This is a genomic window from Kitasatospora sp. NPDC051914, assembly GCF_040680995.1.
Classification (GTDB): domain Bacteria; phylum Actinomycetota; class Actinomycetes; order Streptomycetales; family Streptomycetaceae; genus Kitasatospora.
Map to the genome: position 1 here is coordinate 1 of NZ_JBFAXX010000010.1, position 23,915 is coordinate 23,915.

A 23,915-nucleotide genomic window follows, 5' to 3' on the forward strand; every position below is an offset into this window, starting at 1 on the left:
TCTGCTGGGCCTCCTACGGCCCTGACCTGGCCGAAGCCATTCGTGGTCTGTGAGCCACGCGGGCGACCTTGATCCACTTTCGCAACAGACCCTAGGTGGCGAAGGTGTTCGCGGTGCGATCGGCGAGGACGTCGATCGGGCGGTGGGTGTCCATGTCCACGAGGACTGTCGCGTAGGTGCGACCGCGGCGAACGGCGAACTCGTCCACGCCCAGATGCGGGACGGGCCCGACGGTGGGACGGGCAGCGCGCGGATGAGACGGAGCAGGGTGTCCCGGCACGTGGTCATGGCCAGACGCCCGGAGATCCGGGCTCCGGCCCGTCCGCCGAGGAACAGCGCGATGTCGGTGAGCTGAGCGGTGAGGGCGGTTGTGCGACGCGCGTGCCGGGACGTCAGAGCCGGGATCTGCTCGGCGAACGTCCGTCGCCCACCGGTTGTTCCCGCACACGAGACGACGCGCCCTCAGGTCCAGCCGCACCCGTCGGCCGGCTATCGGACGGTCCGCAAGACGCCGCCGGTAGTAGCAGTGCAGCCGCGATGATCTCCGCTCGCACCCCGGGCAGACGGCCGAGGCCGCCGCCGACCGCACGGCGAGACGAACCTCGTCATCCCGAGAACCATCTCCTCGACCTCCACGCCGATCCCGGGAAGAGAAGGTCAGCCACACGCACCGCATCCATCACGCCGAGGTCATGCCCACCACCCGAGCACGGTCGGCACGGACCCCTCAATCAGCGACAGAGCCCGTAATTCCCCACCCGCACCGTCACGCTTCACCTTGGGGACGGCGGTTACGAGTGGATGCCCGACGGCAGGGGAAGGCCCGTCCCCGCCTCTCCCTGCCATGCACATGAACAACGGGTCGACCGGCGGCCATGGGTAGCCCAGTTGCTCGGCATCATGCGAGCCTCCCCAGGCCTCGGCGGTGGCACGGGGATCGTCTGCGGTCAGCCGCGCTTCAAGGCGCTCGGCCTGGTCCGTTGGGGTGTCCGCGGGGATCGGGAGAGTCATCCCGAACTGGAGCCAGGGCAGATCTGCATCGGCCCTATCGGCCCGGTCAGGGGGATGCCTCAGGACGACGTGGATTCGATCGGGTTCCTTGCGGGAGGCCCAGACGCCTTCCAACTCGCACTCCCACCGAACGAGCCAGTCCCCGCGTTCTCTCAGCCCCGCCTCGAGCAGCCGTGCAACCGCTCCTGCCGGCCATTCCCAACTGCGGTCCTCTTCGGCTCGCAGGACCTCGGCCTCGTACTGGCCTGCGGTGAACGAAGCTCCGGCAGGTCGAAGTCCTGATTGGCCGGGTCGCGCCAGCCCGCCCGGACAACAAGATCCCCGTCACGCCCGACCGTCACGTACAGGGCACCACAGCACGCCTCCACGCCGCGCCCGGACCAAGCGAGACGAACCTCACGGGCCGTCGCCGCGGCATGCAACGGCCCGTCCTGGCCCAACAGATACCGGGGGCCTGCTCCCAGGTACCGGGAGCCTCCCGCGCCACCGGGGACCACCTCGGCCAGAAGATCCCGGCCATTGACGATCGGGCGGACCTCCACGCCGCCCTCGTCGGGCGGTGGACACACGATGCTCAGACTCAGAAGGTCCGGTCCCATGGTCATCGGCCGATGATCGCGGAGCCGGCTCGCAACCGTCATGCGGATTCGCGTGGAATCCCGGAGGAGGGGTGGTTCAGCCCCGCAGGCGGATCGCGGCGCCGGTCTCCGCGGTGGAGCCGTCGACGAGGATCCGGGCACTGGCCTGCGCCTGGCCGCCCCGGAACTCACCGTTGCTCGACGGGACGAGGGCCGTCCAGGTCCCGGTCGCGCCCGGCGTGCACTCCGGGATGTCGGCGAAGGAACTGCCGGAGACGGTCGACACCCGGCCGACCTGCTGCGAAAGCACGAGCTCGATGGTGGCGAACCCCGAGCTGTCCCCGCAGGCGAAGGTACCGGTGAGCGTGGCCACTCCGGTCTGCGCGTCGAACGTCCCGATCGACGCCACGGTCACCTCGGGACCGGTCTGGGCGAACACGGCTCCGGCCGGAATGAGGGTGAGGGCCGCGGTGAGTACCAGGGAGCCCAGGAGTGTTGTTCTTTTCATAATGTTCTCCATGCTGAGGACAACCGGACTGCCAACGTAGGTGGCAGCGGGGAGTCGGCATGTCGATCTCGACCGCGGGCGGGAGGTTCGAAGGCCCTCCGGGATGCTCGGGCCGACGGCCGTAGCTCCTTTCGTAAACGAACACGCTGTCGCCACACCGGCGGTTCCCGGCCGACCCAGTGTCCTGCGCCGCAAATCATGAGGGCGAGTTTTGCTCTGACGTCGGGCCTGGCGGGTTGATCTTGGTGAGGTAGTCGGCGAGGGATTTTGAGGATCCCGTCGGCGGTCTTGGACCAGACGGAACGCCGCCGCGTCACCGTAGCCGCCCGCGCGGAACGAGCCGGTGCCGTTCCACTGTGCCCTGTCCGGAAGCCGACGCCCCTCACGGCGCCGCGTGACCCCAGCCCGTGCCCGGCCTACCCGGCCTACCCGGCCTGCCCGGCATGCCGGGTCGGTCCGCCGGCGCGGGCCGTTCGGGATGCGGGGCAGGATGGGACGTGCCTGAGCAGCGCCGCACGCTATGGCGCAGGAATCAGTTCGCCGCGTGCGATGGCCTCGCACAGGACGTCCTTGAACTGCTGGGGCATCAGGTTCAGCGCTCCGACAGCCTCCTCGGTGAGCGGGATCTCTTCGAGGATGTACTCGCCGCGGTCGGTGCGGGCGAACTCGGGGCCGGTGCGGTTGTTGAAGTCCCACTTCTCGATTCGGGCCAGGTAGAAGTACTCCGTCTCCCCCTGGGGGTTGTCCAATTGGTGGAGCAGGCACAGGACCTCGGCGGCGCCGGCGATCTCCTCGCTGATCTCGCGCAGGAGTGCGGCCTCGCGGTCGGTGTCGATGGCCTCGACGCCGCCGCCGACGATCACCCAGTACGGGTCGATGCCGGCGCGGATGCGCTTGATCAGGAGCGTGGTGTTGTTCGGGGTGATCAGGACGGCTCGGACGCGCTCGGTCATGGGGTGGGTCCTCTCTCGTGGTTGGTGGAGCGGGTTGGTCAGTGAAGCAGCCAGCCGCCGTCGATGTGCAACGTCCGGCCGGTGATGAGGGATGCGGCCGGGCCGGCGAGGAAGGCGATGGCGTCGGCGTCGGGCTGGCCCCGGCGGGGGACGCACTGTCGGGCGACCTGGTCCTCGGGCCTGGCGCGGTGGTGTATGGGCAGGACGTTCTCGGCGTTGACCTGGATCGTCCCCGGGACGACAGTGTTCACGCAGATGCCGTGCGGGCCAAGTTCCCTGGCCAGGGAGCGGGTGAGGCCGATCAGGCCGGCCTTGGCGGTGCTGTAGGCGGCGAGGCCGGCGCGGGCGTTGATGCTGGAGATGTCGACGATCCTGCCCCACTGGCGGTCGATCATGGTGGGCGTGACGGCATGGCAGACGCGGTAGTGGGTGGTGAGGTTGAGCTCGATCGCGCGGGCCCCCGGCGGTCTCGTCGGTATCCTCTCAGGTGAGGCGCGGGTAGGCGCCGGCGTTGTTGACGAGGATGTCCACCGGGCCGATCTCGTTGGTGACCTGGCTGGTCATCATGGTGACGGCGTCCGGGTCGGTGAGGTCCGCGCTGATCTCGATGCCGTCGGCGCCCGGACGACGAGCGCCGTCCAGGACGGTGCGGGCCTGCTCGATCGGGGCGAAGTGGTTGACGGCGATGGTGGCGCCGACCGCGGCGAGGGCCTTGGCGGTGGCGGCGCCGAGATCCGAGGTGAGGCGTGTGAGCAACCGGGAGAGGGCTGTGCGCCGTCCGGGACCGGTCGGCCAGGAGTACTGCAGGTCGAGGCGGGCACCAGCTGGTATCCCGGCCCTGCGCATCGTCCATGGTCTCGGCAAGTTTCGGTGCCGACACACCGGCGCACTCGTCCGTCGACCGCGGCGTTCGGCGGCGCCGGCAGCAATACCAGGCAGCCCCCGGACCTGTCAGTGCCGGCCGATAGGTTGCCCGGCATGACCTCCTCGAACACCATGGCGACCTGTCCGAAGACGATCCGGTCGGCCACCGGCCCCGGGCGCACCGCCAACACTCGCGACGCTGCTCATGTTCGGGTCGTTCCCCTGTGGGAGGCACCCTGCGCCCCTGCCTTGCAGGTCTCCACGAAGCGCTGAGCCGAACGGGCCGGCCGAACCCGGACGGCCGACGTACTACACCTGCTTGCCGCCACCCTGACCGCCGGCACTACCCTGCGCATCAACGGCGGGGCCTACCTGATCACCACCGCCCGCACCGTCTACGCGACGTCGCGGGTCTGTCCAGTGATATGAACGGCTATGGCCTACATCCGGTGGTGACGCGTGGTGACTATCGCTGCTTACCGCGATTTGCCCAGCTCACGGCGGAGGCCAGCGGCCTGCTTCCTGGGTGCGCCGAAGAGAATGGCAGAGACCAGGGCAGGCTCTACCAGGCCCAATTCGTCATCCCTCTCCGTCGCCGGCGTGGGTCCTTCCGGCGTCGGCGAGGAGCCGGCCCAGATTCGCCAGGGCGTCCATGTCGTCGGCCGTAGGCTTACCTGGTGACGACACCTGACAGCCCGATAGCAATCGATCCTGCGACACCGTCCGACGCCGACCCGGTGACCGCACTGGTCGCCGACCCGTACGCCGGCTACGCCCGTCTGCGGGCGGCCGGTCCCGTGCACCGGGTCACCGGGCCGGACGGACTGCCGGTCTGGCTGGTCACCCGGTACGCGGATGTCCGCCAGGCGCTCGCCGACCCCCGGCTCGCCCTGGACAAGCAGCACGCCGCACCCGGCAACTACCGCGGCTTCGCCCTGCCGCCCGCACTGGACGCCAACCTGCTCAACATGGACCCGCCGGACCACACCCGGATCCGGCGGCTCGTCGCCCGGGCCTTCACCCCGCGGCGGATCGCCGCACTGCGCGCACCGATCGAGCAGATCGCCGGCGCACTGCTCGACGCGATGGCCCCGCACGGCCGGGCCGACCTGATCACCGCCTACGCCGCACCGCTGCCGATCACCGTGATCTGCGACCTGCTCGGTGTGCCCGCCGAGGACCGCCGCGACTTCCGCGCCTGGACGGACAGCCTGATCACGCCCGATCCGGCCCGCCCGCAGGACGCCCGGGCCGCCGTCGCCGCGATGCTCGCCTTCTTCACCGCACTGATCGACCGCAAGCGCGCCGAGCCGGGCGACGACCTGCTCTCCGATCTGATCGCCGTCCGCGACGAACAGGACCGGCTCGGCGAGGACGAACTCACCTCGCTCGCCTTCCTGATCCTCTTCGCCGGCTACGAGAACACCGTCCACCTGATCGGCAATGCCGTCCTCGCCCTGCTGCGCCACCCCGATCAACTGGCGCTGCTGCGCGAGGACCCGGGCTTGGTCACGGCCGCCGTCGAGGAGTTCGCCCGGTACGACGGCCCTGCGCCGCTGGCGATCCGCCGCTTCCCGCGCGAGGACGTCGTCATCGGCGGCGTCACCGTCCCGGCAGGCGAGACGGTGCTGTGCGCCCTCGCCTCCGCCAACCGCGACCCCGAACAGTTCCCGGAGCCCGACCGGCTCGACCTGCACCGGCAGGAGAACGGCCACCTCGCCCTCGGCCACGGCATCCACTACTGCCTGGGCGCCCCGCTCGCCCGCCTGGAAACCTCGATCGCACTGACCGCACTGCTGCGCCGCTTCCCCGAACTCTCCCTGGACGTACCGGAGTCGGAGCTGCGGCACCGCCCTTCGCTGCGGGCCCGCGGTCTGCTCGGCCTTCCCGTCCGGTTCTGACACCGGAACGTTGACTTCCTCCCGGCCCTAGCGCGTATCGAGTCGTGATCATCGGGTGGTCCTGGTGAGGTCCTTGATCCAGATCATCGAGGCGTGCAGGTGTAGGCCGGCGAGGTAGCTGTCGGGAGTCTTGTCGTATCGGGTGTCTCACCGTCCCCGTTCCGGCCTCCTGGTACGTCACGCTCCGGGGCGGGTGAGGCACGTGGAGCCGACGTGAGCCGACCGGTGCACTGATGTCCGGGCGGGGACCCATAGGACATGGCCCGGCACCCGGCTCAGGTTCCGGGGAGGATACGGCGCGTTTCGTAGGCCCACATCGCGATCTCGACCCGGTTGCGGGCGCCGAGTTTGGCCATCAGGCTGGCCAGATGCGTCTTCACCGTACTGAGGCTGATGTGCAGTGCATCGGCGATCTCGGTGTTGGTCAGCCCACGAGCGACGGCGAGGAGCACCTGCTCCTCGCGGGCGGTGACGGGTGAGACCGGCTGGGCCGCGGGCCGGCCGGCGGGCAGGTCCGCGAATGCCTGGAGCAGACGGACGGTGACGCTGGGCGCGATGAGCGCCTCCCCGTCGGACGCCGACCGTACGGCCTGGGCCAGAAGGTCCGGTCCCGTGTCCTTCAGGAGGAATCCGCGGGCGCCGGCACGCAGCGAGCCGTAGACGTACTCGTCGAGGTCGAACGTGGTGATGACGACCACGGCCAGCGGGTCGGCGACGCCCGGGCCGGCGACCAGCCGGGTGGCCTCGAGCCCGTCGAGTACGGGCATGCGGATGTCGAACAGGCAGACGTCGGGGCGCAGTTCGCGGGCCAGACATACCGCTTCCTGTCCGTCGGCGGCCTCGCCGACCACCTCGATGCCGGGCTGGGCGTTCAGCATCATCCGCAGCCCGGTGCGGATGATCGTCTGGTCGTCAGCGACGAGGACGCGTACGGACACCGCTCTCGCTCCTCACTCTCGGCAGCTCGGCTTCGACATGCCAGCCCCGGTCGGTGCCCGGGCCGGCTCGTAGTGTGCCGCCGATCAGGGTCGCGCGCTCGCGCAGTCCGGTAAGTCCGTATCCGTCGCGACCCCGGCCGGTGCGCCGGCCGTCGTCCCGCACGCTCACCCGTACCGTGTGCCGTTCCGCGGCGACCCGGACGACGACCTCGGTCGCGTCGACCGCGTGGCGCAGCGCGTTGGTCACCGACTCCTGCACGATCCGGTAGACGGCGGCGTCCACGGCCGGGGGCAGCGTGTCCAGCTCGCCGTCGAGCCCCAGGTCGACCCTGATGCGACCGCCGGGGGTGCGCACCAGGCGCTCCAGATCCGCGACGCCGGCCGGGGGCGCCAGCTCGGCGCCGACCCCGCGGTCGCGCAGCGCGGCGACCATGGCGCGCATTTCCTCCAGCGTGCGCGCCCCTTCCTCCTCGACCCCCTCCAGCGCCTCGACCGCGGCGGACGGGTCGGTGCCCGCGAGCACCCGGCCCGCCTGGGCGATGATCACCATGGCCGACACGTGGTGGGCCACCGTGTCATGAAGTTCCCGGGCGAGCTGCTCGCGCTCGCGGGAACGCACCTGCTCCAACTGCCGCTCGCGAGCGGTCACCCGGAACCGCACCGCAGCCCCGAGTACGCCGGGCAGCAGCCCGAAGACGAAGCCCACGACCTTTTCGACGACCGGGGCCTCGGCCGTGACGGCACACAGCGCGCACGCCGCGACGATCACCGCGCCGCCCAGCACGATCTCCCGTCCCGATCCCCACCGGGACAGCGCGTACACCAGCACGAGCACGACCGCGCCCGTGTCCAGGCCGACGGGCCCGTGCGGTGCGGCGACGAGCGCGGCCACCTGAAGCAGGATCACCGAGCCGAACGCCAGCGTGACCGTCGCCAGCGGGCGGGTCCGGCGCCACAGGGGCATCAGGCACAGCCATACGGCGAACACCACCGCCACCGGACGCCACACGACGTTCTCGCGCAGCGTGGCCTCCAGCGCCACACCGGCAAGGCCCGCGGCGAGCAGCGCCCAATCCCGCCGCACCCGGGCGGGCGCGTCGGGCGGCCGGGGTTCGGTCCACAGGGTTCGCAGGTCGTCTCGGAGCACGGTTCTCAGCCTAGGGGTTGCGGCGTGCCGCGCATCGGCCGAAAGGACGGGTCGTCACTCCGCCCCGGGGCCGACGGATCCGCGGCCCGGGGGCCGATGCCGCGGAGCGCCGTGGCGGCGAGGCTCGACATCGGCGGCCGTACAAGGACGGCCGACGAGGTGGTTGGAGGACCCGATGCTCTCGAAAGCCCTGTTGCGCCTGGGCGCAACCGCCGCCCGCCGTCCCTGGCGGGTGATCGCGACATGGCTGGTCGTCGCCACGCTCGCCGTCCTCGCCGCCGTCGCCTTCGGCGGGCGGAATGCGGATTCGATGACCGCTCCGGGACTGGACTCCCAGCGGGCCGCGGAACTGATCGAACGGGCCGGCACCGGCCAGGAGGGGATGACCGCCCAAGTGGTCGTCACCCCCCTCGACGGCGCTGCGACGTTCTTCGACCACGACAGTGCGCGCACCGCTCTCACGCGGCTGCAGACCGAGGTGCAGCGGCTGCCGCACGTGCTCGGCACGAGCGACCCGGCGGGGGCGCTCGACGCAGGCGGGGACACCGCCGTGCGCGGCGGCCTCGTCTCGGCCGACGGGCGGATCGCGGTCGTCCGGGTGCAGTACCCCGACCAGAGCCGGCTGTCGGCCGAAGACCTCGACGCCCTCGTCGATCTCGGCGACCGGCTGCGCGCCGAACTGCCCCTGCGCATCGAGATGGGCGGGAGCCTCTTCTACGCCTTCTCCGACCCCGACGGCGGCGCGAGCGAGTTGATCGGCCTCCTCGCCGCGGCCACGATCCTGTTCCTGGCCTTCGGTTCGCTCGTCGCCGCCGCGCTGCCGATCGGCATGGCGGTCTTCGGACTGACCGTCGGGGTCGCCACGATGACCGTGCTGGCAGGGGTGACGGACGTCCCCACCTTCGCACCGGTCCTGGGCAGCATGGTCGGGCTCGGAGTGGGCATCGACTACGCGCTGTTCGTGCTCGCCAGGCACCGGGAGTACCTCGCGCGCGGGCTCGATCCCCGTGAGGCGGCGGGGCGAGCGGTGGCCACGGCGGGAAGGCCCGTGGTCTTCGCCGGCGGCACCGTCGTCGTATCGATCCTCGGCCTGGCGGTCGCGAACGTACCGTTCATGACGGTGGGCGGGCTCGCCGTCTCGATCGTCGTTCTGACCATGGTGCTCGCGTCGGTGACGCTGCTGCCGGCCTTCCTCGGCGCCGCCGGCCCACGCCTGGCACGGGCCGGCCGGATCGGCCGGGCTCTGCAGACCAGGAAGCCGGGCCGACTCGCACGGCGGCAGGGCCCGGCGGCAGGCACCGCCCAGGCCGCCGGGTGGCGTCGCTGGACCGGGCACGTCAGCCGGCACCCGGTGCCGTACGCGGTCGGCGCGGCGGCGCTGCTGCTGACGGCGACGCTGCCCCTGCTCGGCCTGCGCGTCGGCCTGCCCGACGACGGCTCGCTGCCGCAGAGCCGTACCGAGCGCCGTGCCTACGACCTCGTCGCCGAGGGGTTCGGCCCGGGCACCAACGGTCCCCTCGTCATCGCCGCGGACCCCGCCGGTGATCCGGGAGTGCTGAACCGTCTCGTCGCGACGGTCGCGGCGGATCCGGGGATCGCGTCCGTCGCGCCGGCGCGCATCGATCGGGCCACCGGCGTCGCGACCCTGGTGGTGTTCCCGACCACCAGCCCTCAGGACAAGGCCACGACCGACACCATCTCCCGGCTGCGCACCGAGGTGCTGCCCGCGGCGATCGGGCACGGCCCGGCCAGGGCGCACGTCGGCGGCGCCGCCGCGAGCCTGTCCGACGTGGGCCGACGCACCAGCGACCGCCTGCCGCTGTTCGTCGCCGCCGTGCTGGCGCTCTCGTTCCTGCTGCTGATGCTGGTCTTCCGCTCGGTCGCCGTACCGCTCAAGGCGGTGCTGCTGAACCTGCTGAGCATCGGCGCGTCCTACGGCATCATGGTCGCGGTCTTCCAGTGGGGCTGGGGAGGCGCGCTCATCGGGCTGGAGGCGACGGTTCCGATCGTGTCGTTCATCCCGATGTTCCTCTTCGCCATCCTGTTCGGCCTGTCGATGGACTACGAGGTGTTCCTTCTCTCGCGGGTGCGCGAGGAGTACGTGCGCACCGGCGACAACGGCACGGCGATCGTGGAGGGCGTCGCGGGCACCGCCCGGATCATCACGTCGGCCGCGCTCATCATGGTGGCGGTCTTCCTGTCCTTCGCCGTCGCCGAGGACCCCTCCGCCAAGATGTTCGGGCTCGGCCTGGCCACCGCGATCCTCATCGACGCGACGGTCGTCCGCATGGTGCTGGTACCGGCGACCATGACCCTCCTCGGCCGGGCCAACTGGTGGCTGCCGGGGTGGCTGGACCGGCTGCTTCCCCGAGGCCCGGTCGGCACCGACGACACCGACGCGGAATCCACGGGTGAGGACCCGCGTCCACGGCTGGTTGACCGTTGACTCAACTCCTGCCCGTCGGGCTTCGCGGCCCGGGGCACCGCCTCCGCCGGCTAACGCAGCCCTTCGGAGACGAGTTCCCGCGGATCGAGACGCCGTCCAGCCAGGTACCCCGCAACGGCGAGGGCCCATCGCCCCTTCTTCAGTCGGCCGAGGACGTATCCGACGACGACCGCGATGCCGAGGGCGATCTTGGTGGTGATCTTCATCGGGCGCTCCCTTCGCTCGTGCCCTTCTCGGTGCACATCGCCGTGCGGAGGGCGGCGCGAGGTGGGACACCCTGCCCGGCCGGGTACGTAGCGCTTCTGACCGGGGTCGGCCGGCGAGTAACCACGATCGGCGCCCCAATGCGGGGCTCTGCCCGCTGCAACCGCTCTGCCGAACGCCAAGACCGAGGACGCTGCCCCGCCCGGCGCCGTGCACGTGCACTCGTTCCCAGCAGGTCCGACGCAAACGGCGGACCTCGGCGAGCAGCTGCACTCCCTCCTCGCTGGCTGGGACTGAACGCACTCTGCCGATGACCTGCCGAAGGCCCGGTTCCGCACCGGCGCCACCTGGATGGCACCGCAGGCCACCCTCTGTTGCACCGCACTCTCCGTCCCCTTCGTCACTGCCTGCGCCTCCGACCTCGCCGAGGTCGGAGGCGCCGGTCACAACGGCAACCGGCACCCTCGAGCAGCACGACGGGGCCGAGGCCGGAGGGCATCCGGAGCCCCGCCGGTCAGCGCAGCAGGGAGGCGTCCGGGTCGGAGAACGCCACGGCAGGCACCGTCGCGGGCCGGACGGGTTCCGCCCCGCGGGCGGTCTCGTCCCCGGGTGGGACCAGGAACAGCGGCGAGCCGGCAGGCGAGAGCGGTCGGTGGTGGCGCGGCACGGTGGCGGCGGCCCGCTCGGTGGGGGCCGGCCAACGAACAGGGCGCAGGCGGTGGTGATCAGCTGTCACACCGGGCAGTGTGGCCGGTCGCCTCTGCGGTGAAACACCGCCGGTGACCTGCAAACGGCCGAGGGCGGAACGGAGCCCTGCGTCACCGGGCGCGGAACACCGCAGTGCCGCGCCGGCTCTTCCCCGCCCGGCATGAGCCGGACGGGGAACGAGAAGCCTTCACGGGTCAGTCGGCCACCGCATACAGGCCGCGGCCGGTGCGCTTGGCCCGCGAGGCCTTGGCGAGGCGCTCCAGCATCGTGCGCACCGCGTCGACGGCACCGTTCGTGTCGGCGAGCCCGAGGCGGTCCGCCACGTCCCGGGCACGCAGGGGCTCCTCTGCCTGCCGGAGAACGCCGAGAACACTGTCGGCGTCGGTCCGCCGCCGGCGCCCCTTCGACGGCTCCTGCGCCTGGTCGACCGCGGCCGGTGCCGTCTTCGCCCTGGTGGACTTCCTGGCCGCGACCGGGGTCGCCGTCTTCGCCCGCACCGGGCCCGGGCCCGTCGTCCTGGCCGCCGACCGTGCGGTCTTCTTCACGGCGGCCGGCTCCTGCTCGGCGTCCTGCTGCGTGGCGCTCGGGGCGGCGGACTTCTTGGCCGCCCGGCCCTTCCCTACGGCCGCCTTCCGCGGGGCCGTCTTCTTGGCGACAGCCTTCTTCGCAGTCGCCTTCTTCGTCGTCTTCTTCGCTGCCGTCTTCTTCACGACGGCGGGAGCCTGCTCGTCAGCGACGGCGGTCTCGACGGGCGCCGCGGCTTCGACGGGCTCGACGGACTCCGCGAGCTCGCCTGCAGCGGCGGGCGCCTCGTCGGCGGGCTGCACCGGCAGGACGGCCTGCGCATCCTCCGCTTCGCCGAGCGGCGCATCCGACAGGGCGGCCAGGCCCTCGAGCACGGCCACCATCGCGTTCTCCTGCGCGATGACGGCCGCCAACTCCTCCTCCAGCCTCGTGCGCTCTTCCCGCACGGCCGGCAGCCGCGCCTCGAGGAGTGCCCGCGTCGATCCCACACCGCTGTCCGAGCCGAACGTTCGTCCGTTTCCCACAAGCACTCCCATGGCGTCAACTGTTGGTCGTGCCATCGAATTTACGGCGGTTGTACAAGGACCGCCCGGCAATACTGCAAAATCCGACCTTCCGGCATCCACTACAGGGCACGGCCGAGACACCACAACCGTCGCGGAGCCCCTTTCACGGCGCAGGATGTCAGCGGAAATCCGCACCAGAACGGCACCAGCCGCTCCCCCGCGGCCGCCGGCCTGGTCGTGCATGCACGGGCACGCCCACGCGGGCTACGAGCTGTCGCCGCGTCCACCGCGGCGGTCGCCGGCGCCCGGCGGACGTCGAGGTGCGCACGGGTTTGCCGCCCGGCACCCCGGGCAGCCGCTCAACGGTGCCCGGCTCCCAAGAACCGTGCGGTCGACGACCCGCGGATCGAGGCACCGGGCGACGCGCTCGTCCGGACCACGCCGGCGAACGGTTGCGGATCCGGCCTCCACCCGTCCGAGGGGTGCGCCCCGGTCGAGACCGGCGAGGTGCTCGGCCCGGCCCGGCCGAACGCGGGCACCTCGTCCCGCTGCGGGCCGGTCCCGCCGGCCGCCTGATGAGAGGAACCCGGGCGTGGAGGCGTTCGAGAAGTTCGTCGCACTGCTGGACTACCCCGTGTTCGTGGTCACCGCCGCGGCGGAGGGCGAGCGGGCGGGCTGCCTGGTGGGCTTCGCCGGACAGTGCTCGATCGATCCGCCACGGTTCGTCGTGTGGCTCTCGAAGGCGAACCACACGTACGGGGTCGCCTGCCGGGCCGGGGTCCTGGCCGTCCACCTCCTGCCGCGCGACCACCATCTGGCGGAGCTGTTCGGCGGGACGACCGGCGACGAGGTGGACAAGTTCCGCGAGGTCCCCTGGTCCGCCGGGCCCGACGGTGTGCCGGTCCTCGCCGACGTCCCCGGCTGGTTCGCCGGCCGGGTGCTCGACCACGCCGACTGGGGCGACCACACCGGCTTCCTCCTCGCCCCGGTCGCCGCCCGCGTGCCGGGAGCGGCCGATCCGGTGCTCCGCTTCGGCGACGTCGACGACATCGACGCCGGACACCCGGCGTGAGGTCCGCCGCCTGCCCGGTCCGCTACGGCGTGCTGGTGAAGACGCGCCGGTAGGAGCGAGGAGGCACGCCTCGGCGCCGTACGAACTGCTCGCGCGGCACGGCCGCGCTTCCGTAACCGACCCGGCGGGCGACCTCCTCGACCGGGAGGTCCGTGCCTTCCACGAGTTCCTCGGCTCTGTTCGGCCGCAGGCCGGCCCGGAAGGCCCCCGAACACACGGCTGGGTGGGCGCAGAGGCCGCAGACCGTCAGGTCTTCACCGCTGGGGGGTGAGGCTGTGCGACGCCGACTCGGAGCGGTTCTCGAAGCACAGGCAGAGGCAGGGGCTGCGCCGAGGAGAACTCCGGCGGTGGTGCCCGTGTCGGTTGGTGTGTGGGTCGTTGGTCTTCGTGTCGCTGCCCGGGGTGTGGAGGACGGTGACGTCCCGCTCCCCGGCCGGCGGCCGGGATCCGGTCAGGCCGGGCGGTGGGGCGTGCGGCCCACGGGGAGCCCGCGTGGCTCTTTGATCCGCTTCATGATGATCTGGGAGTTCACTTCGGTCACCCCGGACAGTGATGTCAGCCGCTCGATCCACAGCCGCTCGTACGCTTTCAGGTCCGCCACCGCGATGCGCAGCAGGCAGCCGGGACTGCCGAAGAGCCGGTAGGCCTCGATGACGTCGGGGATGTCCTGGAGTGCGGCTTCGAACGTCTCCACGGCGTGGCGGTCGCGTTTCACTTCTACGGAGACGAGCACCTCGAAGCTGCGGCTGCTGTCCTGCGGGCCCCGGGCCGGGCTCGCCGAGATCAACCTGCCCGCCGTACAGGCCGGCTCCAGCATCATGCCGGGCAAGGTCAACCCGGTGATCCCCGAGGTCGTCAACCAGATCGCCTTCGAGGTGATCGGTAACGACCTGACCGTCACCATGGCCGCCGAGGCCGGCCAGCTCCAGCTCAACGCCTTCGAGCCGGTGATCGTGCACAGCCTGCTGAAGAGCCTCACCCACCTGCGGGCCGGCTGCCTGATCCTGGCCGAGCGGTGCGTCGGCGGCATCACCGCCAACCGTGAACACCTGGCCCGTCAGGTCGGCCGGTCCATCGGTCTGGCCACCGCCCTCAACCCGCACATCGGCTATGAGCAGGCCACCGCGATAGCCCGCCGGGCCCTGGCCACCGACCGCAGCGTCCACGACCTGGTGCTCGAACAGGGCCTGCTGAACCCGGACGAACTACGAACGGTGCTGCACCCCGACAACCTCGCCCGTCCGCACGTCCGCCCCACAAGCCCCGCCTCCCCCACCACCGACCCGGCCGGGGAGGTCGGATAGCCGTTCAGCCCGCAGAGCACCCCGTGCCGCCGCGGGGCGACACCGACTGCACCCCGGCGCTCGCTTCCGAACCGCTCCACACCGCCTCGGCCCGACCCGCCCGGGCGGCGGCCTCCAGCAACGCGATGCCCTCCGGACCCGCCAACTCCTCGTCCGGGACACGGTCGAGGAGCCGGGCGAACCCGGACTCGTTGCCTTCGGCGAGTGCGAGGGTCAGCGCGTTGCGGTCCATCCGCGCGAGTCTGCCGTGACGAGCCGGCACCGTCGAACAGTTTCCCCGCTCGGCTGACGGGAGCATCGTCCAACTGCGCTGGACTCGACCCAGCCGGGGTATCGGCGCAGTGTCAGGGGCAGGCTCTGTGGTGCATGGCCGTGGATGCTGCTGATCTTGACCACCGGGCCCGGACGCGGTCCGGATGCATCCCGCCGGGGCTGGTCGCGCGGCTGCTCGAACGAGGCCGTTTCGACGTGGTGGAGCTGCAGGCGGGGCGTGGAAGAGCTCGTCATCTCCCGTGTGTCCCATGCTCGGCAGTTGCGGGCATCCCGCGCCCGGCATCGCTGAGCCGGCACCCGCGGATCAGCTCCGCCGCCCGGGGGGCGGCTACCGCGTGGGCAGGGTCGGCAGCTGCGCACGCGCCTGGTCCTTCATGGACAACTGCGCGCCGATCATGACCTGCGGCGAGCCGCTGCCGATGCCTGCGCAGAAGCGCCCGTCCTTGACCGGGACGGTCAGGAAGAGCTTGCCCTCGTTGCGGGCCAGGACGAGCCGGGAACCGCTGGTGCAGTCGGCATCGGAGCCGGTCGGTGGGGCCGACAGCCAACTGACGGCGTGGTAGAGCGACTCGCCCGGATTGATCACCATCGATTCCTCCCTGGTGGTGATGAACCGCAAGGTGCCCAGGACACCGGTGGTGAGCTCGGTGTACGAGCCGCCCGTGCCGTCGGTCCGCACATCAGCGGGTCCGGACAGCTTGCAGGAGTACGGCAGGGTGTTGGTCACCTGGATGAGGCCGGAGTGCCGGGAGCCGCTCTCGTGCAGCTCGATCAGCCGGGCGGTGACATCGGCTCCCGGCCCCGAACCACCACACACCGGATCCTTCGGGACGTTCGTCAAGGTGGGCCTGGCGCCGGCCGCCGGCACGCCGTCCTGGGTTGCGGACGCGGAGGCGGGCGCTGCGGCGACGGGAGCCCGCCGGGGCCGCCGTCGGACTCGCGTCGGGCCGCTGACCTGCCCGGCGCGCTGTGGCAGGCACTCGGTGACGCCGCCGACGGGCTGCTCCCGGCCAGTGGCCGTTCGGTCCGGCGGGCGGTTGCAGTCGGTGCGACAGTGGCTGTGCCGCCTGGCGGGCCAACGGGCGCCCACGCCTTTCTGTCCGGCCTCGGCAGATCGTCGTCGCCGGGACGGCGGACACAACACGGCCCGGCCGCCAGGGGGAGGAGGGCCGGGCACCAAGGGAGCGAAACGGTCACCGTCTCGTTTGAACGACCATACGGCCGACGGCTGCCCGGAACGGGAAGGCGCGCCCCGTGTCCGGGCCGCCGCCCTCGGCACAGGACGCAGAGCGCGGCATCCGGCACGGCGCCGCCGCGCCACCACCCGGCCGGCCGCGGCGGCCGGGATGCGGCGCAGGGGGCGTCCGGGCCGACCGCTGCGGTCGTCCGCGCGTGCTGCTGGTCAGCGGCCGGGTCCGGGCTGTGTGAGCACGGCGATCCGGGCCACCAGGATCCCGGCCGCCACCCAGGTGCTGCCCCACACGGCGGCCCCGGCGAGCACCCCGGTTGCCGTGGCGGTGGCCCAGCCGGCGACGACCGCCGCCGCCCCGCCGACCGCGAGTACCACCAGCAACTCGGTGAGTGTCCGCACACTCCCCCACCAGCGCGGACCGACACGGTGCCGGACCAGCCTCCGGGCCAGGCGCCGGTCACGGGCGAGGTCACCCTCGGCTTCGGCAAGCAGAAGCAGTTCACGCGGTGTGAGCACGGGGCACCTCCCGAACCAGTACGAAATCGCACATGTCGGCACCAGATCCTGTACCCGCAGGCAAAGGCACGATGCACGAAGTCCCCGGGCAGCCCAGGGCCCGAGCCGAGCCGTCGGTCGGTCAGCGCCTTGCTCTGTTGGAGGCGTAGGCGAGGAACACGCCGACCTGGCTGTTCTCGATCCGGCCCGCAGTGCGGTGTACTGCCGTTGCACGCCCGCCGAGCTTCTGCTCTTCTTCGAGAACCCCGTCTCGTCGACGATCAGTACGCCGTCGTCGGTGCCGAGGTGCTCGAAGACGCAGGCGCGGACGTCGTCGCAAACCTTGTCGGCGTCCCAGCGGGCGGATCGCAGCGGCCGCTGCATCGGCCCGCGGCCACCGCGACCGGACCGCTCGGTATGGCGGCCGGCGTCCGGCCGGATTGGCCGCGGTGCCCCGCGAGGGGCGCGGGGCACCGCACGGGGCGCGGGCCGGGCGGCTCGGTGTCGGGCCTGCCCATGCATGCGGGTTCCCCGCGCGCCCGTCCGCGGCGTGCCGACCACCCGGACCACCCGGGCTACGTCGTCATGGTGGCGAGGGTCGCGGGCCAGGACTCGGTGGGTTCCGGGGCGAGGTGGGGGGCGAGGGCCGGCGAGGGGTAGCGCCAGGGGCGGGCCAGGTCGGGGTCGGCCGTGGTGGTGAGGTGGACGGCGCTGGTGGAGCGCAGCAGGCGGACCAGTTCGGTGGCGAGGTCGGGCCAGGCGACGTGCCCGGTGACCGCGTTCAGCACCTGTCCGGCGCCCGGTCCGCAGGCCTGCGCGCAGGCGGCCACCGCCCGCGCCAGCGCGGCGGAGTGCACCCACGCGGCCCCGTACCACTGCCACCCGTCCGTGACCGGATCCGGTAGCTCGATGGCCCGTCCGGCCAGCGCCGCCTGGTACAGCGCGCCGGTGGCCCCCCAGCGGAGCTGCTCGCGCAGGCGGCGGTGCGGCCCCCACACGATCGGCGAGCGGACCACCACGCCCGCGCCCCGCCCGCCGGTGCCGGCGGCCTCCAGCAGGATCCGCTCGCACTCCAGCTTGGCCCGCCCGTACGGGCTGACCGGCCCCTGGGCGGCGGCGCCCTCGGGCACCTCGGCGGCGGTGGGCCGGCCGTAGGCGTCCACGCTGCTGACGAAGACGAACCGGCCGCCGCCGCGCCAGCCATCGACCAGCGCCCGCATGGCGGCGACGTCGACGTGGTGCTCGGTGAAGGTGCAGGCGGCGTGGATCACGCTGTCCACGCCGGCCACCGCACGGCGCAGGCCGTCCGGGTCGGCGAGGTCGCCCTCCACCACCTCCACGCCGTCCAGGGCTACCAGGTGCGCGGACTCGGGCCTGGCCAGCGCCCGGACCGGCCGCCCCTGGGCCATCAGCTCCTGGAGGACGGCGGCGCCGACCCCGCCGGTCGCCCCCGTGACCAGTACGGTTCCCTCCCTGGCCGCGGCGGCCGGCCGGCCGCCGCGGCGGAAGCCGGGACCGGCGGCGGCGTCGCGTTCGACGCGCCGGGCCTCCAGCAGGGCGGCCAGGGCGCGCGGGGTGCGCTGCTCCAGGACGTCCAGGCCGGTGAGCGGCAGGCCGGTGCGGATCCGCAGTCGCTCCGCGAGCTGGACGGCGATCAGCGAATGCCCGCCGAGGACGAAGAAGTCGCCGTCGGGTTCGGGACGGCTGCCGAGCAGCTCGCCGAAGGCGGTCAGGACTGCCTCCAGCGGCCCGCGCACCGGCGCGGCCCTGCGGGCGGTGCCGGGCAGCCGGACGGCGTCGACCTCCCCCGTCGGAGTGCGCGGCAGGGCGTCCAGCAGCGTGACGGCGGCCGGCAGCAGGTCGGCGGGCAGACGGCGGCGCAGCGCCGCCCGCAGCTCTGCCCCGCCGGGGCCGCCCGGTCCGCGGACCACCGCGAACGCCAGCAGCGGGCCGCCCTCCGGCTCCGCGACCGCCGCCTCGACCACCCGAGGGTCGGCGAGCAGAGCGGTCACCACCGGGTGCGCCACCGGGGCGGTGTCGAGCCGCCCGGCCGGGGCGGTGTCGAGCCGTTCCCCCGGCAGCCGGGACAGCGGCGCGGAGCCGTCCGCCGCCACGGCGGCGAGCAGCGCGGCGAAGGAGTCGAGCAGCCGGCGGGCGACGGGTTCGGCCAGCGCGTCCACGTCGTGCTGGATCAGACAGCGCGGCCGGGGGCCGTCCTCCACCAGCAGGGCCAGGGCGAACTTGGCGAGCTGGAGGTCCACCCCCACCGCCTCGGCGGCGAGACCGGGCAGCGCGAGGGCGCCGACCGGCTGGACCAGGTCGCAGCTGACCGCCGTCAGCGGGCTTCCGTCCGCGCCCCGGGCACCGGCCCCGAGCCGTTCGACGACCAGGTCGAACGGCACCTCGTGATAGCGCTGCGCGCCGAGCAGCGCGGCCCGTACCCGGGCGAGGACCTCGGTGAACTCCGGGTCGCCGGGCAGGTGGGCCCGGATCGGCAGGGTGTTGACGTTGAGGCCGACCATCCGGCGCAGCTCCGGCCGGCCGCGGTGGCCGCTGGCGCAGCCGACGGTCAGGTCGGCCTCGCCGGTGGCCAGGCGGAGCGTGGCGAAGGCGGCGGCCAGCACCACGGTGAACAGGGTGGCACCGTGGGCGGTCCCGAGCCTGCGCAGGCCCTCCAGGGTGGCGGTGGTCAGCGGGGCGTGGTGCAGGACGGCGGTGCGGGCGCGCGGCCCCGGCGCCAGGGGGCGCAGCAGCGGGAGCGGCCGGGCGCCGGCGAGTTCCAACGCCCGGGTGTCGGCCGCGGCCGCGAGTTCGGCGTCCCGGCTGCGTTCCCAGCGGGCGAAATCGGCGTAATGAGGGCCGGCCGGCGGCAGGTCGGGCCGGCAGCCGGTGCGCGCGGCGGCGTACAGCGCGGCGAGGTCGCCGGTGACCTGCGGCAGACAGCCGCCGTCCACCGCGATGTGGTGCAGCGTCAGCAGGAGGGTGTGGTCCTCGGCGGCGTGGCGCAGCAGCAGGGCGCGCAGCACCGGCCCGGTGGCCAGGTCGAAGGGCCGGGCGGCCTCGGCGCGCAGCAGGGCCGGCGCGTCCCCGGGGGCGGCGTCCACCACCGGCAGCGGGACCGGCCCGGCCGGTCGGATCTCCTGGTGGGGCGGGGCGTCGCCGTGCTGCCGGTAGCGGGTGCGCAGGATCGGGTGGCGCTCGGTCAGCGCGGTCAGCGCCGCGGCCAGCGCGGCCGGATCGAGCGGGCCGCGCAGCCGGGTGGCGACCGGCACGTTGTACAGGGCGCCGCCCTGCCCGAGCCGGTCCATCAGCCACATCCGCTGCTGGGCGTGCGAGAGCGGTGCGGGGCCATCGCCGGTGCGGGGGATCGTCGTCGCGCGGGCCGCGGTGCCCCGCCCGGCCGCGGTCCGCTGCCGGGCCAGGCGCAGCAGTTCCTCCTGGTCGACGGTGTCGGCGGGCGGCGGGGTGGTGGTGCCGGTCATCGGGCGGCCTCCGCGGTGGCGGCGAGCAGGGCGCGCTCGACCAGGTCGGCCTGGGCGGCGACGGTCGGGTGGTCGAGGAACTCGGCGAGCGAGAGGTCCACGCCGAGTTCCTCGCGCAGGTCGTCCACCACCCACATGGCGAGCAGCGAGTGCCCGCCCTCGGCGAGGAAGTCGGCCTGCGGGTCGGTCACGGTGCGCTCCAACGCCCGGGACCACACCGCGGCGACGGCCTGCTGGAGGGGGGTGAGGGCGGCGGGGGCGGCAGACGGGCCGGCACCGGCCCCGGTGGAGGGCTCCTCGGCGAGGGCGCGCCGGTCCACCTTGCCGGTGCCGGTGAGCGGCAGGGCCTCCAGCAGGGTCCAGACGGTGGGCACCAGGTGGGCGGGCAGCCGGTCGGCGAGAGCCCGGCGCAGCGCCTCGACGGTGGGGCGGCGGTCCTCGGCCGGGACGACGAAGGCGGCGAGGGCGGCGTCCTCCCGGCCGGGGCCGCGGACCACCACCGCGGCCTCGGCGACCTCGGGCAGGCAGCGCAACGCGTGCTCCACCTCGCCCGGTTCGATCCGAAAGCCCCGCACCTTGACCTGGTCGTCGACGCGGCCGTGGAAGGCCAGCGTGCCGTCCGTCCGGTGGGAGACCACGTCGCCGCTGCGGTACATCCGGCCCTCCCCGGGCAGGACTTGGAACCGGTCGGCGGTCAGCTCGGGCCGGCCGAGGTAGCCGAGCGCCAGCCGGCTGCCGCCGATCCACAGCTCGCCGCGCTCCCCCGGTGCCACCGGCCGCCGCCGCTCGTCCAGCACCAGCACCCGCGCCCCGCCGAACGGCCGGCCGATCGGCGGCGGGCCCGCGCAGTCCGCCGGGCGGAGGGGGTGCAGGGTGGTGAAGGTGGTGCCCTCGGTCGGCCCGTACCCGTTGATCAGCCGGAGCCAGGGGAAAGCCCGCAGCACCGCCGCCGCGTGCTCGGCGGACAACGCCTCGCCGCCGACCACCACGGTCCGCAGCACCCCGAAGATCCGCGACCGGCGGGCGGCCAGGTGGTGGAACAGGGCGGTGGTGAGGAAGGCGCAGGTCACCCCGAGGCGCTCGACGTCCCGGGCGAGTTCCTCGGCCGTGGGCCGGTCGGCGGTGCAGACGGCCAGGGCCGCGCCGCGGGTCAGCGGGGCCCACAGCTCGAAGGTGGAGGCGTCGAAGGCGACCGGGGAGTGGAACAGCATCCGCTCCCCCGGGTGGAGGACGATCCCGTCCGCCGCCGTCACCAGGTCGGCCACCGCGCCGTGCGGCACCACGACGCCCTTCGGGCGGCCGGTGGACCCGGAGGTGTACAGCACCAGGGCCGGGGCGTCGGCGCCGCACGGGTGGGGCGAGGCGGCGCGGGCGGTGGATCCGGCGGCCGGCGAGTCCTCGACCAGGACCAGCGTCCGGTCCACGGACAGGCCGGCCTCGGCCAGCAGTGCCTTGTCGCCGAGGGTGAGGAGCACCCCGGCGTCCTCGGCCATGGCCGCAATCCGTTCCCGCGGGTACGCGGGATCGAGCGGCACCGTGTGGGCACCGGCCCACCAGACGGCGAGCTGGGCGACGACCAGGCGGACGGACCGGGCCGCGAGCAGCCCGACAGCACTACCCGGACCGACCCCGCGGTCGGCCAGCTCGGACGCCAACCCTGCGGCACAGGCCACGAGTTCGCGGTAGGTCAAGGCGGTGGTGCCGTCGGTCACGGCGAGGGCGTCGGGCCGCTCGGCGGCTTGGCGGGCCACCAGGGCGGGAACGGCGGCGTAGGAGGGGAGGATGGTGGGAACGGGCGGCAGCGGTTCGGCTGCGGTGGGCATGGCGGGCTCCTTCCGCGGCCCCCGGTGATCGGACCGGGGGCCGCTGGGACGGCGGGCGGTCAGGAGGCGGCGGCTGCGGTGGCCGCGGTGGCTGCGGTGGCCGGCCGGCGGTCCGCGACCAGCCGGGCGACCGCGCGCAGGTCGGGCTGGCGCAGCAGGTGCGGGGCGCGCAGCCGGACGCCGTACTCCTGTTCCAGGGCGGTGAGCAGCCGGGCGGCGGCGAGGGAGTTGCCGCCGGCGTCGGTGAAGTTGTCCTGGGGAGTGAGGTCCGCGCGCCCCAGTAGTTCGCGGCACAGCCGCAGGACGGTTCGCTCCACCGGGTCGGCCGCCGCGTCCCCGTCCGGGCCGTCGGCGGCTCCTGCGGCGAGCCCGGCGGGTCCTGCGGGTTCGGTGGGTTCGGCGGCGAGCAGGGCGGCCCGGTCGACCTTGCCGTTGGCGTCCAGCGGGAAGGCGTCGACCAGCCGGACCACCGCGGGTACGGCCTGTTCCGGCAGCCAGTCCCGGACGGCCGGCAGCAGGTCGGCGCCGGAGGCGGGCGCGGCCTCGGGCGCGGGCTGGACGAAGGCGAGCAGCCGGGCGCCGCCGGCCGGGTGGGGCAAGGCCGCGACGGCGGCACGCCGCACCCGCGGATCCCGCTCGAACGCGGCCTCCACCTCGGCCGGTTCGATCCGTACCCCGCTGACCTTCACCTGGTCGTCCAGGCGGCCCTGGAACTCCAGTACTCCGTCGGCCCGCATCAGCACCCGGTCGCCGGTGCGGTAGTACCGGCCGGCATCCGCGCCGCCGGCCGCGCTGCTGTCCGGTTCCACGCCGTCCGACGGGCGGACGAAGCGGCGGGCGGTGAGCTCCGGGTCGAGGTAGCCGAGCGCCAGGCAGCGGCCACCGACCCACAGCTCCCCGGCGCGCCCGCGAGGCACCGGCCGGCCGTGCTCGTCGGCCACCCGGACGACCGCGCCCGGGACCGGCAGGCCGATCGGCGGCGCCCCCGTGCCGTGGTCCGCCCCCGGCGCCATGGTGTGCACGGTGGTGACCACGGTCGCCTCGGCCGGGCCGTACGCGTTGTGGACGGTCGCGGTGACCTCCGGGCCGGGGGCGCGGCGCAGCCGGTCGCCGCCGATCGTCAGGTGGCGCAGCGGCAGGCCGGCCGGCCACGGCCGGTCCAGCAGCGGCTCGGCCAATGGCGTGGGCAGCACGGCGACGGTGATGCGGGCCGCGCGCCACCAGTCGGTGAGCGCGCCCGAGTCCCAGCGGACCGCCTCGGGGGCGACCACGAGCGCGGCGCCCGAGGTGAGCGCGGCCCACAGTTCCATCAGGTGCGGGTCGAAGGCCACGCCGATCAGCATGCTGTGCCGGTCGCCGGGGCCGAGGCCGGTCAGTTCGCGGTACCAGTGCACCAGGTTGGCCAGCGACGCCTCGCCGACGGTCACGGCCTTCGGGGTGCCGGTGGAGCCGGAGGTCAGCACCGCGTAGAAGGTGCCCTCCGGCGCGGGCCGGGCGCCCGCCGGTGCCTGGGCGAACGCGGCGACCGTGCCGGCGTCCGGCAGGGGCAGCGGCAGATGGTCGGCCGTCCGGTGGCCGGGCGGCAGCACCGCCGGGTCGCCGACCAGGCAGGCCAGCCGGACGTTCTCGGCGACCGCCTGGAGCCGGCGCCCACCGGGGCGGGGGCCGAGCGGCAGGGCGGCCGCGCCGAGCCGGGCGAGCGCGACGGCGACAGCGGCCAGCGCCGCCGAGTGGTCCAGGCAGACGCCGACCAGGTCACCGGGGTGCACCCGGTCGCGCAGCATCCCGGCCACCTCGTCGGCCAGGGCGTCCAGTTCGGCGTAGCTGACGACGCGGTCGGCGTCGACCACAGCCGGCGCGTCGGGCGTGCGCCGGGCCCGGTCGGTGAAGCGGGCGAGCACGGATCCGTCCCGGTGCGGCCGGCCGTGCACGATGCTGGGGGTGAGAGCGGTGTCGCCGGGGGTGAGAGCGGTGTCGGTCATGTC

At 73.7% G+C, this 23,915-nt stretch carries 20 protein-coding genes and 4 pseudogenes; 4 read left to right on the forward strand and 20 right to left on the reverse strand.

All coding sequences use genetic code 11. From position 1 onward, the window contains the following. Nucleotides 1-91 precede the first annotated feature (91 nt). The 6 genes and pseudogenes from AB0M03_RS09025 to AB0M03_RS09050 form a co-directional block, all read right to left on the reverse strand. A complete protein-coding gene (locus tag AB0M03_RS09025; protein WP_363490274.1) occupies nucleotides 92-208 on the reverse strand; it encodes a transposase in 117 nt (38 codons plus the stop codon). Nucleotides 209-454: 246 nt separating this feature from the next. Further along, a pseudogene (locus tag AB0M03_RS09030) lies at nucleotides 455-676 on the reverse strand (transposase family protein); the annotation flags it as partial. A gap of 1,010 nt (nucleotides 677-1,686) precedes the next feature. Beyond that, on the reverse strand, nucleotides 1,687-2,097 hold the full coding sequence (locus AB0M03_RS09035) for a hypothetical protein (protein ID WP_363490066.1): 411 nt from the start codon (nucleotides 2,095-2,097) through the stop codon (nucleotides 1,687-1,689). Nucleotides 2,098-2,615: 518 nt separating this feature from the next. Then, on the reverse strand, nucleotides 2,616-3,050 hold the full coding sequence (locus tag AB0M03_RS09040) for an NUDIX domain-containing protein (RefSeq protein WP_363490068.1): 435 nt from the start codon (nucleotides 3,048-3,050) through the stop codon (nucleotides 2,616-2,618). A gap of 38 nt (nucleotides 3,051-3,088) precedes the next feature. Next, nucleotides 3,089-3,529, reverse strand: a complete 441-nt coding sequence (locus AB0M03_RS09045) for an SDR family oxidoreductase (RefSeq protein ID WP_363490276.1) — start codon at nucleotides 3,527-3,529, stop codon at nucleotides 3,089-3,091. Between the two features lie 4 nt (nucleotides 3,530-3,533). Next, on the reverse strand, nucleotides 3,534-3,806 hold the full coding sequence (locus AB0M03_RS09050; RefSeq protein WP_363490070.1) for an SDR family oxidoreductase: 273 nt from the start codon (nucleotides 3,804-3,806) through the stop codon (nucleotides 3,534-3,536). Nucleotides 3,807-4,618: 812 nt separating this feature from the next. On the opposite strand from AB0M03_RS09050, the gene AB0M03_RS09055 reads away from it, so the two are divergent. Further along, a complete protein-coding gene (locus tag AB0M03_RS09055) occupies nucleotides 4,619-5,815 on the forward strand; it encodes a cytochrome P450 (RefSeq protein WP_363490278.1) in 1,197 nt (398 codons plus the stop codon). A gap of 275 nt (nucleotides 5,816-6,090) precedes the next feature. Here the strand turns inward: AB0M03_RS09055 and AB0M03_RS09060 are convergent, their stop codons facing one another. Both AB0M03_RS09060 and AB0M03_RS09065 read right to left on the reverse strand, forming a co-directional pair. Further along, nucleotides 6,091-6,753, reverse strand: a complete 663-nt coding sequence (locus AB0M03_RS09060; protein WP_363490072.1) for a response regulator transcription factor — start codon at nucleotides 6,751-6,753, stop codon at nucleotides 6,091-6,093. Further along, a complete protein-coding gene (locus AB0M03_RS09065; protein WP_363490074.1) occupies nucleotides 6,728-7,900 on the reverse strand; it encodes a histidine kinase in 1,173 nt (390 codons plus the stop codon). Before AB0M03_RS09065 ends, AB0M03_RS09060 begins: the two co-directional genes overlap by 26 nt. A 175-nt stretch (nucleotides 7,901-8,075) precedes the next feature. Between AB0M03_RS09065 and AB0M03_RS09070 the strand changes: the two genes are divergently transcribed. Further along, complete coding sequence (locus AB0M03_RS09070; protein ID WP_363490076.1) at nucleotides 8,076-10,346, forward strand: MMPL family transporter; 2,271 nt, start codon at nucleotides 8,076-8,078, stop codon at nucleotides 10,344-10,346. A 50-nt stretch (nucleotides 10,347-10,396) separates the two neighbouring features. Here the strand turns inward: AB0M03_RS09070 and AB0M03_RS09075 are convergent, their stop codons facing one another. The 3 genes from AB0M03_RS09075 to AB0M03_RS09085 all read right to left on the reverse strand — a co-directional run bounded on the left by AB0M03_RS09075 (nucleotide 10,397) and on the right by AB0M03_RS09085 (nucleotide 12,271). Beyond that, nucleotides 10,397-10,552, reverse strand: a complete 156-nt coding sequence (locus AB0M03_RS09075) for a hypothetical protein (RefSeq protein WP_363490078.1) — start codon at nucleotides 10,550-10,552, stop codon at nucleotides 10,397-10,399. 512 nt (nucleotides 10,553-11,064) lie between these two features. Then, on the reverse strand, nucleotides 11,065-11,286 hold the full coding sequence (locus AB0M03_RS09080) for a hypothetical protein (RefSeq protein WP_363490080.1): 222 nt from the start codon (nucleotides 11,284-11,286) through the stop codon (nucleotides 11,065-11,067). Nucleotides 11,287-11,452: 166 nt separating this feature from the next. Further along, nucleotides 11,453-12,271 (reverse strand): hypothetical protein, encoded by an 819-nt coding sequence (locus tag AB0M03_RS09085; RefSeq protein ID WP_363490082.1) that lies wholly within the window; start codon nucleotides 12,269-12,271, stop codon nucleotides 11,453-11,455. Nucleotides 12,272-12,881: 610 nt separating this feature from the next. On the opposite strand from AB0M03_RS09085, the gene AB0M03_RS09090 reads away from it, so the two are divergent. Continuing rightward, nucleotides 12,882-13,361: a flavin reductase family protein gene (locus AB0M03_RS09090; protein WP_363490084.1), complete on the forward strand. Its 480-nt coding sequence runs from the start codon at nucleotides 12,882-12,884 to the stop codon at nucleotides 13,359-13,361. Between the two features lie 22 nt (nucleotides 13,362-13,383). On the opposite strand, the pseudogene AB0M03_RS09095 reads toward AB0M03_RS09090, so the two are convergent. Together AB0M03_RS09095 and AB0M03_RS09100 are read right to left on the reverse strand one after the other, a co-directional pair. Then, a pseudogene (locus AB0M03_RS09095) lies at nucleotides 13,384-13,551 on the reverse strand (helix-turn-helix domain-containing protein); the annotation flags it as partial. A 261-nt stretch (nucleotides 13,552-13,812) separates the two neighbouring features. Continuing rightward, nucleotides 13,813-14,181 carry an Lrp/AsnC ligand binding domain-containing protein gene (locus AB0M03_RS09100; RefSeq protein WP_363490086.1) on the reverse strand — a complete coding sequence of 123 codons (369 nt, stop codon included), beginning with the start codon at nucleotides 14,179-14,181 and terminating at the stop codon, nucleotides 13,813-13,815. Between AB0M03_RS09100 and AB0M03_RS09105 the strand changes: the two are divergent. Then, nucleotides 14,102-14,665 (forward strand): annotated as a pseudogene (locus tag AB0M03_RS09105) (lyase family protein); the annotation flags it as partial. The gene AB0M03_RS09100 and the pseudogene AB0M03_RS09105 overlap by 80 nt on opposite strands. Before the next feature lie 4 nt (nucleotides 14,666-14,669). Here the strand turns inward: AB0M03_RS09105 and AB0M03_RS09110 are convergent. From AB0M03_RS09110 to AB0M03_RS09140, 7 genes and pseudogenes are all read right to left on the reverse strand, one after another. After that, complete coding sequence (locus tag AB0M03_RS09110) at nucleotides 14,670-14,897, reverse strand: hypothetical protein (protein ID WP_363490088.1); 228 nt, start codon at nucleotides 14,895-14,897, stop codon at nucleotides 14,670-14,672. Nucleotides 14,898-15,266: 369 nt separating this feature from the next. After that, the gene (locus tag AB0M03_RS09115) at nucleotides 15,267-15,755 is read right to left on the reverse strand and encodes a hypothetical protein (RefSeq protein ID WP_363490090.1); all 489 of its coding nucleotides are present in this window, start codon (nucleotides 15,753-15,755) and stop codon (nucleotides 15,267-15,269) included. Nucleotides 15,756-16,340: 585 nt separating this feature from the next. Continuing rightward, nucleotides 16,341-16,511 (reverse strand): hypothetical protein, encoded by a 171-nt coding sequence (locus tag AB0M03_RS09120; protein WP_363490092.1) that lies wholly within the window; start codon nucleotides 16,509-16,511, stop codon nucleotides 16,341-16,343. A gap of 274 nt (nucleotides 16,512-16,785) precedes the next feature. Then, a pseudogene (locus tag AB0M03_RS09125) lies at nucleotides 16,786-16,985 on the reverse strand (transposase); the annotation flags it as partial. Nucleotides 16,986-17,200: 215 nt separating this feature from the next. Beyond that, nucleotides 17,201-20,107, reverse strand: a complete 2,907-nt coding sequence (locus tag AB0M03_RS09130; RefSeq protein ID WP_363490094.1) for a condensation domain-containing protein — start codon at nucleotides 20,105-20,107, stop codon at nucleotides 17,201-17,203. Then, entirely contained in the window at nucleotides 20,104-21,930 is a 1,827-nt protein-coding gene (locus AB0M03_RS09135; protein ID WP_363490096.1) for a non-ribosomal peptide synthetase, read from the reverse strand. The genes AB0M03_RS09130 and AB0M03_RS09135 overlap by 4 nt, the downstream gene beginning before the upstream one ends. Nucleotides 21,931-21,989: 59 nt before the next feature. After that, the gene (locus AB0M03_RS09140; protein ID WP_363490098.1) at nucleotides 21,990-23,912 is read right to left on the reverse strand and encodes a non-ribosomal peptide synthetase; all 1,923 of its coding nucleotides are present in this window, start codon (nucleotides 23,910-23,912) and stop codon (nucleotides 21,990-21,992) included. Nucleotides 23,913-23,915: the final 3 nt, after the last annotated feature.